This window comes from Mycobacterium paraseoulense (genome assembly GCF_010731655.1).
GTDB classification, from domain to species: Bacteria; Actinomycetota; Actinomycetes; order Mycobacteriales; family Mycobacteriaceae; genus Mycobacterium; species Mycobacterium paraseoulense.
This window is the reverse complement of the sequence record NZ_AP022619.1, coordinates 5748845-5764127: the sequence shown is the minus strand read 5'-3', so window position 1 is coordinate 5764127 and position 15283 is coordinate 5748845. Positions and strand designations below refer to the sequence as shown.

Genomic DNA, 15283 nt, shown 5'->3' with positions numbered 1-15283 from the left:
TCTCGATTACGTCAGTTCAAATCGGCCGGGGCGGACAATGTGCCGCGAACTGCGGTCGCGGCGGCGACGGCCGGAGACACCAAGTGCGTGCGGCCGCCTTTCCCCTGGCGCCCTTCGAAGTTGCGGTTGGACGTCGCCGCGCACCGTTCCCCCGGCGCCAGCTGGTCCGGATTCATGCCCAGGCACATCGAGCAGCCCGCCTGTCGCCATTCGGCACCCGCTGCGGTGAAAACCTCGCCGAGCCCTTCGGCTTCGGCCTGCGCACGCACCCGCATGGACCCGGGGACCACGAGCATGCGCATGCCGGGGGCCAGCTTGCGGCCGCGCAGCACGTCGGCGACCACCCGCAGGTCTTCGATACGACCGTTGGTACAAGAGCCCACAAAAACGGTGTCGACCGCGATGTCGCGCATCGGAGTCCCCGGCCGAAGGTCCATGTAAGCCAACGCTTTCTCGGCGGCCTGCCGCTCGGCGTCGCCGCTCATCAGCTCCGGGTCGGGCACGGCCGCCGCCAGCGGCACGCCCTGCCCGGGATTCGTTCCCCACGTCACGAACGGGCTCAACGACGTCGCGTCGAGGTGGACCTCGGTGTCGAAGGCGGCGCCGGGGTCGGTGTGCAGCTGCTGCCAATAGTGCATCGCCGCGTCCCATTGCGCCCCCTGCGGCGCGTGCGGCTTGTCACGCAGGAATTCATAGGTGGTGGCGTCCGGGGCTACCATGCCCGCCCGGGCGCCGGCCTCGATGCTCATGTTGCAGATCGTCATGCGGCCTTCCATCGACAGCGATTCGATGGCGCTGCCGCGGTATTCGATGACGTGCCCCTGCCCTCCGCCGGTGCCGATCTTGGCGATCAACGCGAGGATGATGTCCTTGGCCGTCACGCCGGCGGGCAGTTCGCCGTCGACGTTGACCGCCATCGTCTTGAACGGCCGCAGCGGCAGCGTCTGGGTGGCCAGCACGTGCTCCACCTCGGAGGTGCCGATGCCCATCGCCAGCGCCCCGAACGCGCCGTGCGTCGACGTGTGACTATCACCACAGACGATCGTCATTCCCGGTTGGGTGAGACCCAATTGCGGCCCTACGACATGCACGATGCCCTGCTCGATATCGCCCATCGGATAAAGGCGGACACCGAATTCGGCGCAGTTCCGGCGCAACGTCTCGACCTGGATGCGCGACACCGGGTCGGCGATCGGCTTGTCGATGTCGACGGTGGGCACGTTGTGGTCTTCGGTGGCCAGCGTCAGATCGGGCCGTCGCACCGGCCGGCCCGCCAGGCGCAGCCCGTCGAAGGCCTGCGGGCTGGTGACCTCGTGCACCAGATGCAGATCGATGTAGATCAGGTCGGGCGCCCCGCCTTGTTCGGGGTCATCCGCCCCGCGATCCACAACGTGGTCGTCCCACACCTTTTCGGCCAGGGTGCGCGGCTTGCCGGATCCCATCTGAAACCTCGCCTCGATTCGCCTCGTGCGCGGCTCGCCGACAGACCATGGGCTGTGATCTCATAATGCGAGACGCTAGTATCTTCTTGTGAGACAGCATAGCGGCATCGGCGTCCTCGACAAAGCCATGGGTGTCCTGCAGACGATCGCCCAATCCCCCTGCGGATTGGCCGAACTGTGCGAGCGAACCGGATTGCCCAGGGCGACCGCCTACCGGCTGGCCGCCGCGCTCGAAGTCCATCGCCTGCTGGCCCGCGACGACGAGGGGCGTTGGCTACTGGGTCCGGCCGTCACCGAGCTCGCCGCCCATGTCAACGACCCGCTGCTGACCGCCAGCGCGGGGGTGCTGCCCCTGTTGCGCGAGACCACCGGTGAGAGCGTGCAGCTCTACCGCCGCGAGGGCACCACACGGGTCTGCGTGGCCGCCCTGGAACCGGCTGCGGGCCTTCGCGATACGGTTCCGGTCGGGGCCAGGCTGCCGATGACGGCGGGTTCGGGCGCCAAGGTGCTGCTGGCCCACAGCGACGCCGCGACTCAAAAAGCGGTGTTGCCGACCGCGAAGTTCACCGAGCGCACCCTTGCCGAGGTGCGGCGCCGCGGCTGGGCACAAAGCGTCGCCGAGCGCGAGCCCGGGGTGGCGAGCGTGTCGGTTCCCGTGCGCGACGGTCGCGGTGCCGTCGTCGCCGCCATCTCGGTGTCGGGTCCCGTCGACCGGATCGGTCGGCGCCCGGGAGCGCGCTGGGCCGCGGACCTGATCTCCGCGGCCGAAGCGCTCACCCGCCGGCTCTGAACGTCGCGCGCGAACAGCTCGCGGCCACCAGCGCACCGGCTTTCCGGCGTGGCCTGACAGACTGACCGCCATGGGAACCAATCAGCGCGCGAGCATCGTCATGTCCCCCGACGAGATCGCCGACTTCGTCGTCAAGAGCCGCACCGGGACGCTGGCCACCATCGGCCCCGACGGGCAGCCGCATCTGACCGCGATGTGGTACGCCGTCGTGGACGGTGAAATCTGGCTGGAGACGAAGGCCAAGTCGCAGAAGGCGGTCAACCTCAAACGTGATCCGCGGGTGAGCTTCCTGATCGAGGACGGCGACACCTACGACACGTTGCGCGGAGTGTCGTTCGAGGGCGTCGCGGAGATCGTCGACGATCCCGACGTCTCGCACCGGGTCGGGGTCAGCGTGTTCGAGCGCTACACCGGTCCCTACAGCGACGAGATGAAGCCCTTCGTCGAGCAGATGATGAACAAGCGCGTCTGCGTGCGCATCGTCGCCCGGCGCTCGCGCTCGTGGGACCATCGCAAACTCGGCTTGCCGGCCATGCCGGTGGGTGGGTCCACGGCACCGGCCGCGTTGGGAACCGGTCAATAGTGGTTTTGTAGCCCCGATGGGATTCGAACCCACGCTACCGCCGTGAGAGGGCGGCGTCCTAGGCCGCTAGACGACGGGGCCAGACACGATCCGAGGTGTCAGCATAGCTCACACGTCAGAAGCCCACCTAATCGCTTGAGGTGGCGAGATTTTGCTGGGGTACCAGGACTCGAACCTAGAATGGCTGAACCAGAATCAGCTGTGTTGCCAATTACACCATACCCCATCGGCTGCCTAAAACCGCTGGTCAACGGTCATCCCGAGCCGCATCACGCCGCCCGGAGGACCGCCACCGCCAGCCGTTGCCGGCCTTTGTGAGCCGCAGTGCAGACTACCAAAGACTGCGCACACAATCCGCACGCGAGTCTCGGTCTAGCCGGCGACCGTTTCTCGTGCGGCCCGTAGCCGGAGCAAGCTGCGGTCAGGGCCCAACAGCTCCAGCGATTCGAACAACGGCGGGCTGACCGTCGTTCCCGTGGCGGCAACCCTGATCGGGCCGAAGGCCTTGCGCGGTTTGAGGCCCAGGTTGTCGATGAGCGCGGCCTTGAGGGCGGACTCGATATCGGCAGTGGTCCAGCCGGTCACGCCGTCGAGCGCGGCCAGCGCGGCGTCCAGCACCGCGGCCGCGTCCGCGCCGAGCTCCTTGGCGGCGGCCTTGGGATCGATCGCGTATTCGTCGTCGTTGAGGAACTTCAGCAGGTCCCACGCGTCGGCGAGCACGACGATGCGGGTCTGGACCAAGTCGGCCGCGGTGGCGAACGCGGCGTCATCCAACCCGAGCCGATGTCCGTGGGCGTCGAGGTAGTCGCGCAGCCGGCCCGCGAAGTCCGCCGATTCGAGCATTCGGATGTGCTCGGCGTTGAGCGCGTCGGCCTTCTTCTGATCGAACCGAGCCGGGTTGGAGTTGACGTCGACCACGTCGAAGGCGGCCACCATCTCGTCGAGACTGAACAGGTCATGGTCGTCGGCGATCGCCCAGCCCAGCAGCGCAAGGTAATTGAGCAGCCCCTCGGGGATGAAGCCACGGTCGCGGTGGGCGAACAGGTTGGACTGCGGGTCGCGCTTGGAGAGTTTCTTGGTGCCCTCCCCCAATACCGTTGGCAGGTGGGCGAACTCCGGGACCCGCTCGGCGACGCCGACCCGGATCAGCGACTGGTACAGCGCGAGCTGGCGCGGAGTTGACGGCAGCAGGTCCTCGCCGCGCAACACGTGTGTGATTCTCATCAACGCGTCATCGACCGGGTTGACCAAGGTGTACAACGGGTCTCCGTTGGCGCGGGTCAACGCGAAGTCCGGCACGGAGCCCGCGACGAAGGTGGTGGCTCCGCGCACCAGGTCGCTCCAGCCGAGGTCTTCGTCGGGCATCCGCAGCCGCACCACCGGCTTGCGGCCCTCCGCGAGGAATGCGGCGCGCTGGGCGTCGGTCAGGTGCCGGTCGAAGTTGTCGTATCCCAGTTTGGGGTTGCGGCCCGCCGCGATATGGCGCGCCTCAACCTCTTCCGGGGTCGAGAAGGCGTAGTAGGCCTCGCCCGCTTCGAGCAGCTTGGCGACGACGTCGCGGTAGATCTCCTTGCGCTGCGACTGCCGGTAGGGGCCGTAAGGTCCGCCGACCTCGGGCCCCTCGTCCCAGTCGAGGCCAAGCCAGCGCAGCGCGTCGAGCAGCGCCAGATAGCTTTCCTCGCTGTCGCGTTCGGCGTCGGTGTCCTCGATGCGAAAGACGAAGGTGCCACCGGTGTGCCGGGCATAGGCCCAGTTGAACAACGCGGTGCGGACCATGCCGACGTGCGGGGTGCCCGTGGGAGACGGGCAGAACCGGACCCGGACTTTCGTTTCGGCTGTCACGACTTTCCCTTACGGACCACGGGATTGGTGAGCGTGCCGATCCCTTCGATGGTGATGGACACGGTGTCGCCGTCCTCGATCGGGCCGACGCCCGCCGGCGTTCCGGTGAGGATGAGGTCGCCTGGCAGCAGGGTCATCACTGCCGAGATCCATTCGACGATGGCGCCGACGTCGTGGATCATCAGCGAGGTACGGCTGTGTTGCTTGACTTCGCCGTTGACCTCGGTTCGTATCTCGAGGTCCGCCGGGTCGACGTCGGTGACGATCCACGGCCCCACCGGGCAGAAGGTGTCGTGCCCTTTCGCCCGAGTCCATTGGCCGTCCGACTTCTGTTGGTCCCGGGCCGACACGTCGTTTCCGATGGTGTAGCCGAGGATGCTGTCGGCGGCCTGGGCGGCCGAGACGTCCTTGCAGGGCCGGCCGATGACCGCGGCCAGTTCGCCCTCGAAATGCACGGGTGATGCGTTGGCGGGCAATCTGATCGGCACATTCGGGCCGACGATGGCGGTGTTGGGTTTGAGGAAGATGATCGGGTCCGGCGCCGCCGGGCCGGTGAGATCGGTCATCTCGGCGATGTGGTCGGCGTAGTTCTTGCCGATGCACACCACCTTGCTGGCCAGTATCGGAGCCAGTAGCCGCACATCGGCCAGCGGCCAGGAACGGCCGGTGAAGTTCGGCGTGCCGAAGGGATGCTCGGCGATCTCGCGGGCGACCATCGCGGTGGGATCGGCGAGTTCGCCCTCGATGCTGACGAAGGCGACACCGTCCGGGCTGGCGATTCGACCAAGGCGCATTCCATTGAGCCTAGTGACGGTCGCGAGCGCGGCGAAGCCGGGCGCGGCGGGCCGTCACCCAAACCCCCTCACGGTCGCGAGCGCGGCGAAGCCGGGCGCGGCGGGCCGTCACCCAAACCCCCGCGACGGTCGCGAGCGCGGCGAAGCCGGGCGCGGCGGCACGAGTATTACCAGCGGCTCCACCGGCCTGTGCAAGCATGGGGGATGCGAACGGGGCCGGCCACCGCGCGCACGCTGGGCGCGGGCGCCCGCTGGTCCGTCATGGGCATATCGCTGGTGGCCACGGCGAGTTCGTTCCTGTTCATCAACGGCATCGCGTTCCTCATTCCCTCGCTACAAACGGCGCGCGGCATCCCACTCGACGAAGCCGGTCTGTTGTCGTCGATGCCCAGCTGGGGCATGGTGGTCACGCTGGTGCTGTGGGGTTACGTGCTGGACCGCGTGGGCGAGCGCGTGGTCATGACAGCGGGTTTGGCGCTCACCGCAGTGGCGGCGTACGCCGCGGCGTCGGCGCATTCGATGGTGCTGATGGCCGTCTATTTGTTTCTCGGGGGCATGGCCGCGGCCAGTTGCAATACCGCCAGCGGTCGGTTGGTGTCGGCGTGGTTTCCGCCGCAACAGCGCGGTGTGGCCATGGGTGTCCGGCAAACCGCGCAGCCCCTCGGAATCGCCGTGGGAGCGCTGGTGATTCCCGAGCTGGCCGAGCACGGGCCGGGTGCGGGGCTGAAGTTCGCGGCCTTGGCGTGCGCGTTGGGAGCGGTGGCGAGCGCGGTCGGCATCATCGACCCGCCCCGCAAGCCGCGGGAGAAGGCCAGCGACAACGAACTCGCCAGCCCGTACCGAGGGTCGTTGGTGCTGTGGCGAATTCACACGGTGGCGGGGCTGATGATGGTTCCGCAGACGGTGACCGTCACGTTCATGCTGGTGTGGCTGATCAGGAATCTGCACTGGTCGGTGGCGGCCGCCGGCAGCCTGGTCACCCTTTCGCAGGTGCTCGGCGCGATCGGCCGGGTCCTCGTGGGCCGCTGGTCTGACCGCGTCGGCTCGCGAATGCGACCGGTCCGCGTCATCGCGGCCGCCGCCGCGGTCACCCTGTTCCTCTTGTCGTGGGCCGACTTTCTGAACTCGATGTATCAAGCGCCGCTGATGGTCGCCATCTCGGTGATCGCCATGCTCGACAACGGTTTGGAGGCCACGGCCGTCACCGAATTCGCCGGGCCGTTCTGGAGCGGGCGTGCCCTGGGCATTCAGAACACCACCCAGCGGGTGCTGGCGGCCGCCGCGCCGCCGCTGTTCGGCGCCCTGATCACCGCCGCGAAATACCCCAACGCGTGGATATTGTGTGGACTCTTCCCGGCGGTCGCGGTGCCGATGGTGCCGGCGCGGTTGCTCCCACCCGGGTTGGAACCTACAGCCCGGCGGCAATCCGTTCGCCGACTTCGCTGGTGGCGGGCCGTTCGTTCCCGCGCGTTGCCAGGTAGGCCTCGACAGCCCGATCCACCCGCCTAGCGGCATCGTCCTCGCCGAGATGGGCGAGCAACAACGACACCGACATGATCGCCGCGGTCGGATCGGCGATGCCCTGACCGGCGATGTCCGGCGCGCTGCCGTGCACCGGCTCGAACATCGACGGGTTGGTCCGGGTGGCGTCGATGTTTCCGCTGGCCGCCAAGCCAATTCCGCCACACACCGCCGCCGCCAAGTCGGTGATGATGTCGCCGAAGAGGTTGTCGGTGACGATCACGTCGAAGCGTCCGGGGTCGGTGACCATGAAAATGGTGGCGGCGTCGATGTGTTGATACGCGACCTCGACGTCGGGGTAGTCCTCCCCGACTTCGGCCACGATCCGCGACCACAGCTTCCCGGCGAAGGTCAGCACGTTGGTCTTGTGCACCAGCGTCAGGTGTTTGCGCCGGCGCTGGGCGCGCTCGAAGGCGTCGGCCACCACGCGGCGCACGCCGAAGGCGGTGTTCAGGCTCACCTCGGTCGCCACCTCGTGCGGCGTCCCGGCGCGGATCGCGCCGCCGGTACCGGTGTAGGGGCCTTCGGTCCCCTCGCGGACCACCAGGAAATCGATGTGGGGGTTTCCGGCGAGCGGGCTGCTCACACCGGGGTACAGCCGCCCCGGTCGCAGGTTGACGTGGTGATCGAGCTCAAAACGCAGGCGCAGCAACAGGCCCCGCTCCAGCACGCCGCTGGGTACCGACGGGTCGCCGATCGCCCCGAGCAGAATGGCGTCGTGCTGGCGCAGCTCGGCCAGCACCGTTTCCGGCAGCAGCTCACCGCTGGCGTGAAAACGCCGCGCACCCAGGTCGTAATCGGTCTTCTCGACGCCGGGCAACACCGCGTCAAGGACTTTGAGCGCCTCGGCCGTCACTTCCGGCCCGATACCGTCGCCGCCGATAACCGCCAACTTCATGAGCGTCGCTCCTGCTCATCGCTTCGCCCCGCGCAAGCGGGTGGTGCCCCCACTGCATCGTCGCCGGCGCACTTCACGAGAGATCTACCACCTCAAGCTTGTTGGCGCCTACCGCGGCACCGATCGCCGACCGGACCTCGCTCGGAACGTCCTGGTCCAGGCGCAGCAGGATCGTCGCACCGGGGCCCTCGGCATCCTCGGACAGTTGAGCCGCCTGGATGTTCACGCCCGCCGAACCGAGCAGGGTGCCGATCTTGCCCAGCGCCCCGGGCGCATCGACGTAGTTGATCACCAGGTTGGTGCCCCGGGCCCGCAGATCGAAATTGCGGCCGTTGATCTGAACGATCTTTTCCACCAACTGCGGACCGGACAGCGTGCCGGCCACGTTCACGGCGCTGCCGTCGGGGGCGACGGCGCGCACGTCGACGACGCTGCGGTGGTTCGGGCTCTCCGAGGCCGTGATGAGCTCGGCGGTGACGCCGCGCTCCTCGGCCAGCGCCGGCGCGTTGACGAAAGTCACCGGGCCCTCGACCACCGCCGAGAACAGGCCGCGCAGGGCCGAAAGCTTCAGCACCTCAACGTCTTCGGAGGCCAGTTCGCCGCGCACCTGCACCGACAAAGACACCGGCGGCCCGGCGGACAACGAGGCGGCCAGCACCCCGAGCTTGCGCACCAGGTCCAGCCAGGGCGCCACCTCTTCGTTGACCACGCCGCCGCCGACGTTGACGGCGTCGGGAACGAATTCCCCGGCGAGCGCGAGCTTCACGCTTTCGGCCACGTCGGTGCCCGCGCGGTCCTGCGCCTCGGCGGTGGACGCGCCCAGATGCGGCGTGACCACCACTTGCGGCAGCTCGAACAGCGGGCTGTCGGTGCACGGCTCCTTGGCGAAGACGTCGATACCCGCCGCGCGGACGTGTCCGCTGCTCACCGCTTCCGCCAACGCGGCCTCGTCGACCAGGCCGCCGCGGGCGGCGTTGACGATGATGACGCCCGGCTTGGTCTTGGCCAGCGCCTCCTTGCCGATCAGGCCCGCCGTCTCGGGCGTCTTGGGCAGGTGCACCGAGATGAAGTCGGCGCGGACGAGGAGGTCGTCAAGGGGCAGCAGCTCGATGCCCAACTGGGCGGCCCGGGCGGGCGAGACATACGGGTCGTAGGCGACGAGATGGGTGCCGAAGGCCGTCAACCGTTGGGCGACCAGCTGGCCGATCCGGCCCAGCCCCACCACGCCGACCGTCTTGCCGAAGATCTCAGTGCCGTTGAACGACGAGCGCTTCCAGGCGTGCTCGCGCAGCGAGGCATCGGCCGCCGGGATCTGCCGGGCGGCGGCCAGCAGCAGCGCCAACGCGTGCTCGGCGGCGCTGTGGATGTTCGAGGTGGGCGCGTTCACCACCAGCACGCCGCGCTCGGTCGCGGCGTCCACGTCGACGTTGTCCAGGCCCACCCCGGCCCGGGCGACGATCTTCAGCTTGGGGGCGGCCGCCAGCACCTCGGCGTCGACCGTGGTGGCCGAGCGCACCAGCAGCGCGTCGGCTTCCGGCACCGCGGCCAGCAGCTTCTCCCGGTCCGGCCCGTCGACCCAGCGCACTTCGACCTGGTCTCCCAGGGCGGCGACGGTCGATTGGGCGAGTTTGTCGGCGATCAATACAACAGGCAGATTCACCCGGCCAGCCTAACGGCTGCCTTCTACGGCCATTGACGGGCTCACCACTGCGCTAACCTGCGCCGACGCAGGTTTGGGAGGGGGCTCGTCGCGGTCCTACGATGCGCTGGTGACCAAACTCGCGATCATCTACTATTCGGCCACCGGTCATGGCACCGCGATGGCGCAGCGCGTCGCCACCACGGCCGAGTCCGCGGGCGCCGAAGTCCGCCTGCGGCACGTCGCCGAAACCCGCGACCCCGAATCGTTCGCCCAGAACCCGGCCTGGACCGCGAATTACGAAGCGACCAAGGACCTTCCGGCGGCGACGGGCGAGGACATCGTCTGGGCCGACGCGGTGATCTTCGGCTCACCGACCCGCTTCGGCTCTCCCGCTGCGCAATTGCGCACCTTCCTCGACTCGCTCGGCGGACTGTGGGCCGAAGGCAAGCTCGCGGACAGGGTCTACGCGGCCTTCACGTCGTCCAACACCCTGCACGGCGGCCAGGAGACCACGCTGCTGTCGCTCTACATCACGCTGATGCATTTCGGCGGCATCATCGTGCCGCCGGGATACACCGACCCGGGCAAGTTCGTCGACGGCAATCCGTACGGGGTGAGCCTGGTCTCCACCCACGACAACATCCACGAGTTCGACGAGGTGACCGGCAACGCCTTGGATCACCTGGCCCGCCGCGTGGTTCTGACGGCCGACCGGCTGGGTTCTTGACTCGAGGGCGAGCTACGCCGTCTCGGTGATCGGTCGGTCGACCCAGCTCATCAGGTCGCGCAACTTCTTGCCGGTCACCTCGATGGGGTGCTCGGCGTTCTCCTTGCGCAGTCGCTCGAGCTCCTTGTTGCCGCCCTCGACGTTGGCGACCAACTTCTTGACGAATTCGCCGTTCTGGATGTCGCGCAGGATCTCCCGCATCCGCTCCTTGGTGCCGGCGTCGATGACGCGCGGACCCGAGAGATACCCGCCGAACTCCGCGGTGTCGGACACCGAGTAGTTCATCCGGGCGATGCCGCCCTCGTACATCAGGTCGACGATGAGCTTGAGTTCGTGCAGCACCTCGAAGTACGCCATCTCCGGCGGGTAGCCCGCCTCGACCATGACGTCGAAACCTGCCTTTACCAATTCCTCTGTGCCACCGCACAACACGGCCTGCTCACCGAACAGGTCGGTCTCGGTCTCGTCCTTGAAGGTGGTCTTGATGACGCCGGCGCGGGTGCCGCCGATGCCCTTGGCGTAGGAGAGCGCCAGCGCCTCACCGTTGCCGGTCGGGTCCTGATCCACCGCGATCAGGCAGGGCACGCCCTTGCCATCGACGAACTGGCGGCGCACCAGGTGGCCGGGGCCCTTCGGGGCGACCATCGCGACCGTGACGTCGGCGGGCGGCTTGATGAGTCCGAAGTGGATGTTGAGTCCGTGCCCGAAGAACAGTGCGTCACCGGGCTTGAGGTTGGGCTCGATGTCGTTCTTGAAGATGTCCGCCTGCGCGGTGTCGGGCGCCAACAACATGATCACGTCGGCCCACTTGGCCACCTCGGCGGGGGTGTCGACCTCCAGGCCCTGCTCTTCGACCTTGGCCCGCGACTTCGAACCCTCCTGCAGGCCGACGCGCACCTGCACGCCGGAGTCGCGCAGGCTCAGCGAGTGCGCGTGGCCCTGGCTGCCGTAACCGATCACGCCGACCTTGCGGCCCTGGATGATCGACAGGTCTGCGTCGTCGTCGTAGAACATCTCTAATGCCTCGGATGGCACTTCTCATCTCCTTCGTGTTGCAGCTGAAACTTACTTGGCCGTGGTGATGCCGCGCGGACCGCGGGACAACGACACCACTCCCGATTGGACGATCTCGCGGATGCCGAACGGTTCCAGGACCCGCAGCAGCGCTTCGATCTTGCCGCGGTCGCCGGTCGCTTCGATCGTCAGCGCCTCCGGCGACACGTCGATCACCTTGGCGCGGAACAGGTTCACCGCTTCGATCACCTGGCTGCGGCTGCCCGCGTCGGCGCGCACCTTGATCAGCGCCAACTCTCGCGACACCGCTGCCCCGTCGTCCAGCTCGACGATCTTGATGACGTTGATCAGCTTGTTGAGCTGCTTGGTGATCTGCTCGAGCGGGGTCTCCTCCGCGCTGACCACAATGGTCATGCGCGACATGTCCTTTTGCTCGGTGGCGCCGACGGCCAGCGACTCGATGTTGAAACCGCGCCGGGAGAACAGCGCCGCCACGCGGGCGAGCACACCGGGTTTGTCCTCCACCAGCACCGACAAAGTGTGCGTGTGCATCAGGCGTGCCCTTCGCTCTCGTCGTCGAACAGCGGGCGAATCCCGCGGGCGGCCTGAATCTCGTCGTTGCTGGTGCCGGCGGCCACCATCGGCCATACCTGCGCGTCCGCGCCGACGATGAAGTCGATCACCACCGGACGGTCGGTGATCGCGCGGGCCGCGTTGATCACGTCCTCGACGTCTTCCTCACGCTCGCAACGCATTCCGACGCACCCCAGCGCCTCCGCCAGCTTCACGAAGTCCGGGATGCGATGCGAATGCGTGGCCAGGTCGGTCTGCGAGTACCGCTCCTCGTAGAACAGCGTCTGCCACTGGCGCACCATGCCCAGGTTGCCGTTGTTGATCAGCGCAACCTTGATCGGCACGCCCTCGATGGCGCAGGTGGCCAACTCCTGGTTGGTCATCTGAAAGCAGCCGTCGCCGTCGATAGCCCACACCTCGGCGTCCGGGCGGGCCATCTTGGCCCCCATCGCCGCGGGGATGGCAAACCCCATGGTGCCCAGCCCGCCGGAATTGATCCAGGTGCGCGGGTTCTCATACGAGATGAATTGCGCCGCCCACATCTGGTGCTGGCCCACCCCGGCGACGTATACCGCGTCCGGGCCGGCGATCTGGCCGAGCTTCTCGATGACGTATTCCGGGCCGAGGCTGCCGTCGCTCTGCGGGTCGTAACTCAGCGGATAGGTCGACTGAACGCTGTCCAGATAGGCCCACCATTCGGTCATGTCGACGTTGCCCGGAATGTCGTAGTGCCGCAGCATCGCGATCAGGTCGGTGATGACGGCCTTGACGTCGCCGACGATCGGCACGTCGGCGTGGCGGTTCTTGCCGATCTCGGCCGGGTCGATGTCGGCGTGAATGACCTTGGCCTCCGGCGCGAAGGTGTCCAGTTTCCCGGTCACCCGGTCGTCGAAGCGGGTGCCCAGCGCAATCAGCAGGTCGCTGCGTTGCAGTGCCGCCACCGCGGCGACCGTGCCGTGCATGCCGGGCATGCCCAGGTGCTGGCGATGGCTGTCGGGGAACGCGCCGCGCGCCATCAGCGTGGTGACGACGGGGATTCCGGTCAGCTCGGCCAGCTCGCGCAGCTGCTCGGTCGCCTCGCCACGGATGACGCCGCCGCCGACGTAGAGCACCGGTTTGCGGGCGTCCGCGATGAGCTTGGCGGCCTCGCGGATCTGCCTGTTGTGCGGTTTGGTGTTCGGCTTGTAACCGGGCAGGTCCATTCGCGGCGGCCAGTGGAACGTGCACTGCCCCTGCAACACGTCTTTGGGGATGTCGACGAGCACCGCACCGGGACGACCCGAGGCGGCGATGTGGAAGGCCTCGGCAAGCACCTGCGGGATCTCGTCGCCCGAGCGAACCAGGAAGTTGTGCTTGGTGATCGGCATCGTGATGCCCGAGATGTCGGCTTCCTGGAAGGCGTCGGTGCCGATCAGCGTGCGACCGACCTGGCCGGTGATGGCGACGACGGGCACCGAGTCCATCTGGGCGTCGGCCAGCGGTGTGACGAGATTGGTGGCGCCGGGACCCGACGTCGCCATGCACACACCCACCTTTCCGGTGGCGTGGGCGTAGCCGCTGGCCGCGTGTCCGGCGCCCTGCTCGTGCCGAACCAGCACGTGGCGAAGCTTTTTCGAGTCGAACAGCGGGTCGTAAACCGGCAACACGGCGCCGCCGGGGATACCGAAGATGACCTCGACATCGAGCTCCTCCAGCGACCGGATCACCGACTGGGCACCGGTAAGCTTCTCGGGCCCAACGCGTTTCGGCTTGGCGGTCGAGGATTTCGCGGCCGGCTTGATCGCGTCGGAGGCGACGTCGGCGGCACGCTGCGGCTGTGTGGCGTGCTGCCTGGTGGGTGCGCTCAAGGTCTTTGTTCCTTATTCACTCTGGGAGTCTCGCTGGGGCAACAAAAAACCCCCGACAGCTCATCTGCTGCACGAGGGTTGCGCGTTGGTCTGGATAGCTTCAAATGCCGAGAGGCTAGTCAGGCACCAACGCGCCGACTAATTACTACGAGCATCCCGGGCTGTCCGGCGGTATCCATAACGTCCGACGGTAGCCTTCGCACAGCTCAGCAGTCAAATCCGGCCCCCCGTGGTCTCGGGGATCCCCTCGCCCAGGCCGGGTGAAATGATGGTCGGGTGGCTACCGGTTCGTCTTCGGACACACCCGTCGTGATCAAGGTCTCCCCGATCGCTCACCTGGCCGTCGCATTCTTCACCCTGGGGTTGCTGATACCGGTGATGCTGTGGCCGCCGTCGGCGCCGCTGCTGGTCGTTCCCGTGCTGCTGTCGGCATTGATCGTCCGCCTACGCACCGTCGCCGACGATCGCGGGGTGACCGTCCGGACACTGCTGGGCAGCCGGACGGTGGAATGGGACGACATCGACGGGCTCCGCTTCCACCGGGGTTCCTGGGCCCGCGCTCACCTCAAGAGCGGCGCGGAGTTGCGCTTGCCCGCGGTGACGTTCGCGACGCTGCCGCAGCTGACCGAGGCGAGCTCCGGGCGGGTCCCCAACCCCTATCAGTGAGGGTCAGGCGATCGGGTTGACGCCGTTGAGCAGCACCCACACCGCGATCCCCGCGGCGATGCCGGCCAGCAGCGCGACGAACGACCCGATGAAGGGCCGATGGGCCCAGCCCCGCCGCGCGTCGAGACCGTAGCGGCCGGGCCCACAGAGGATGACCGCGACGGCCAGGAGGATCAGGGTGATTTGGTATTCGTGCCCGTCCGGCAGGAAGTACGTGAAGGTGTGGGGATGCGGCCGGGCGGTGATGGTGGCCAGCATGCCGTTGATCAGAAACGCCAGGGCGCCGGCCGCGGCCACCGGGGTGAACAGCCCCAGCACCAGGAGCACACCCGCGACGAGCTCGCCGCCGGCGCTGACGTAGGCGAGGATGTCGGCGTGCTGGTAGCCGACGTCGGACAGTGAGTTCTTGAACCCACCGACTCCGGAGCCGCCCCACCAGCCGAACAGCTTCTGCAGTCCGTGCGCGGCCAGCACAACTCCGAGGCCGACGCGCAGAACCAGCAAACCCAGATGCTGGGTTCCGCGCCGCCCGACCTCGTGCAGCCGGCCGTGGTGGTCGTCGGCGTCGATCTCGGCGGGCTCGACGGCCGCGTGCCGCGCGGGCTGCGGCTGCACATACGGCAGGGGCTCCTGCTGATCGAGCACGTGGTAACCCGTCGCACTGGCACCGCCCGCTGCGGCGTGGTCGCCCATGTAGGGGATGACGGTGGTGGTTCCGGTGGAGGGGTTGAAGTCGCCGGGGTAACCGACGGGCGTCAAGTCATCTTCGGGGTCGACCACGCGCGCCGTGGCGGGACGTCCCGGGGTCGGTTCCGGGGATTCGCCCGGGCGCTGCCAATGTCCGTCATTCGATTGACTGGTCACGGGTGTCAGGGTAAGGGCATTTCGCGCTGAATTTGGGATTTGAACGGCGCTTTTCGCCAGGCAATCGGTGGTTTGCCCGT

14 protein-coding genes and 2 tRNA genes are annotated in these 15283 nt (G+C 67.7%); 5 read left to right on the top strand and 11 right to left on the bottom strand.

Translation table 11 applies throughout. The features are described 5' to 3' along the window. Positions 1–11: 11 nt before the first annotated feature. Positions 12–1442, bottom strand: a complete 1431-nt coding sequence (gene leuC, locus G6N51_RS27035) for a 3-isopropylmalate dehydratase large subunit (RefSeq protein WP_083174050.1) — start codon at positions 1440–1442, stop codon at positions 12–14. An 88-nt stretch (positions 1443–1530) separates the two neighbouring features. On the opposite strand from leuC, the gene G6N51_RS27030 reads away from it, so the two are divergent. Then, positions 1531–2232 carry an IclR family transcriptional regulator gene (locus G6N51_RS27030; protein WP_083174051.1) on the top strand — a complete coding sequence of 234 codons (702 nt, stop codon included), beginning with the start codon at positions 1531–1533 and terminating at the stop codon, positions 2230–2232. 70 nt (positions 2233–2302) lie between these two features. Further along, complete coding sequence (locus G6N51_RS27025; protein ID WP_083174052.1) at positions 2303–2815, top strand: PPOX class F420-dependent oxidoreductase; 513 nt, start codon at positions 2303–2305, stop codon at positions 2813–2815. Positions 2816–2823: 8 nt separating this feature from the next. On the opposite strand, the gene G6N51_RS27020 is transcribed toward G6N51_RS27025, so the two are convergent. The 4 genes from G6N51_RS27020 to G6N51_RS27005 form a co-directional block, all read right to left on the bottom strand. Further along, positions 2824–2896, bottom strand: a tRNA-Glu gene (locus G6N51_RS27020). 73 nt (positions 2897–2969) lie between these two features. After that, positions 2970–3041, bottom strand: a tRNA-Gln gene (locus G6N51_RS27015). Between the two features lie 146 nt (positions 3042–3187). Continuing rightward, a complete protein-coding gene (gene gltX / locus G6N51_RS27010) occupies positions 3188–4657 on the bottom strand; it encodes a glutamate--tRNA ligase (RefSeq protein ID WP_083174053.1) in 1470 nt (489 codons plus the stop codon). Further along, complete coding sequence (locus G6N51_RS27005) at positions 4654–5451, bottom strand: fumarylacetoacetate hydrolase family protein (RefSeq protein ID WP_083174054.1); 798 nt, start codon at positions 5449–5451, stop codon at positions 4654–4656. The genes gltX and G6N51_RS27005 overlap by 4 nt, the downstream gene beginning before the upstream one ends. A gap of 204 nt (positions 5452–5655) precedes the next feature. Between G6N51_RS27005 and G6N51_RS27000 the strand changes: the two genes are divergently transcribed. Beyond that, positions 5656–6960 (top strand): MFS transporter, encoded by a 1305-nt coding sequence (locus G6N51_RS27000; protein WP_083174055.1) that lies wholly within the window; start codon positions 5656–5658, stop codon positions 6958–6960. On the opposite strand, the gene G6N51_RS26995 is transcribed toward G6N51_RS27000, so the two are convergent. Together G6N51_RS26995 and serA are read right to left on the bottom strand one after the other, a co-directional pair. Continuing rightward, positions 6860–7870, bottom strand: coding sequence for a 3-isopropylmalate dehydrogenase (locus G6N51_RS26995; RefSeq protein WP_083174056.1), 1011 nt, complete (start codon positions 7868–7870; stop codon positions 6860–6862). The genes G6N51_RS27000 and G6N51_RS26995 overlap by 101 nt on opposite strands. Before the next feature lie 73 nt (positions 7871–7943). After that, positions 7944–9530 carry a phosphoglycerate dehydrogenase gene (serA, locus tag G6N51_RS26990; RefSeq protein WP_083174057.1) on the bottom strand — a complete coding sequence of 529 codons (1587 nt, stop codon included), beginning with the start codon at positions 9528–9530 and terminating at the stop codon, positions 7944–7946. A gap of 109 nt (positions 9531–9639) precedes the next feature. Here serA and wrbA point away from each other — a divergent pair, with 109 nt between their 5' ends. Beyond that, the gene (gene wrbA / locus G6N51_RS26985; protein ID WP_083174058.1) at positions 9640–10239 is read left to right on the top strand and encodes an NAD(P)H:quinone oxidoreductase; all 600 of its coding nucleotides are present in this window, start codon (positions 9640–9642) and stop codon (positions 10237–10239) included. Between the two features lie 12 nt (positions 10240–10251). Here the strand turns inward: wrbA and ilvC are convergent, their stop codons facing one another. The 3 genes from ilvC to G6N51_RS26970 are packed head-to-tail and all read right to left on the bottom strand — an operon-like array spanning position 10252 to position 13607. Continuing rightward, positions 10252–11253, bottom strand: coding sequence for a ketol-acid reductoisomerase (gene ilvC / locus G6N51_RS26980; RefSeq protein ID WP_083174059.1), 1002 nt, complete (start codon positions 11251–11253; stop codon positions 10252–10254). Between the two features lie 51 nt (positions 11254–11304). Beyond that, positions 11305–11805 (bottom strand): acetolactate synthase small subunit, encoded by a 501-nt coding sequence (gene ilvN / locus G6N51_RS26975; RefSeq protein WP_083174060.1) that lies wholly within the window; start codon positions 11803–11805, stop codon positions 11305–11307. Then, positions 11805–13607: an acetolactate synthase large subunit gene (locus tag G6N51_RS26970; RefSeq protein ID WP_232078593.1), complete on the bottom strand. Its 1803-nt coding sequence runs from the start codon at positions 13605–13607 to the stop codon at positions 11805–11807. Before G6N51_RS26970 ends, ilvN begins: the two co-directional genes overlap by 1 nt. A 375-nt stretch (positions 13608–13982) precedes the next feature. On the opposite strand from G6N51_RS26970, the gene G6N51_RS26965 reads away from it, so the two are divergent. Continuing rightward, positions 13983–14339, top strand: coding sequence for a PH domain-containing protein (locus G6N51_RS26965; protein WP_083174062.1), 357 nt, complete (start codon positions 13983–13985; stop codon positions 14337–14339). Between the two features lie 3 nt (positions 14340–14342). Here the strand turns inward: G6N51_RS26965 and G6N51_RS26960 are convergent, their stop codons facing one another. Next, a complete protein-coding gene (locus G6N51_RS26960) occupies positions 14343–15203 on the bottom strand; it encodes a DoxX family protein (RefSeq protein ID WP_083174063.1) in 861 nt (286 codons plus the stop codon). Positions 15204–15283: the final 80 nt, after the last annotated feature.

Coding starts and splice junctions, on each gene's coding strand:
- G6N51_RS27000 (WP_083174055.1), top strand. CDS start 5,656: ATGCGAACGGGGCCGGCCACCGCGCGCACGCTGGGCGCGGGCGCCCGC.
- G6N51_RS26995 (WP_083174056.1), bottom strand. CDS start 7,870: ATGAAGTTGGCGGTTATCGGCGGCGACGGTATCGGGCCGGAAGTGACG.
- ilvC (WP_083174059.1), bottom strand. CDS start 11,253: ATGTTCTACGACGACGACGCAGACCTGTCGATCATCCAGGGCCGCAAG.
- ilvN (WP_083174060.1), bottom strand. CDS start 11,805: ATGCACACGCACACTTTGTCGGTGCTGGTGGAGGACAAACCCGGTGTG.
- leuC (WP_083174050.1), bottom strand. CDS start 1,442: ATGGGATCCGGCAAGCCGCGCACCCTGGCCGAAAAGGTGTGGGACGAC.
- G6N51_RS27025 (WP_083174052.1), top strand. CDS start 2,303: ATGGGAACCAATCAGCGCGCGAGCATCGTCATGTCCCCCGACGAGATC.
- G6N51_RS27005 (WP_083174054.1), bottom strand. CDS start 5,451: ATGCGCCTTGGTCGAATCGCCAGCCCGGACGGTGTCGCCTTCGTCAGC.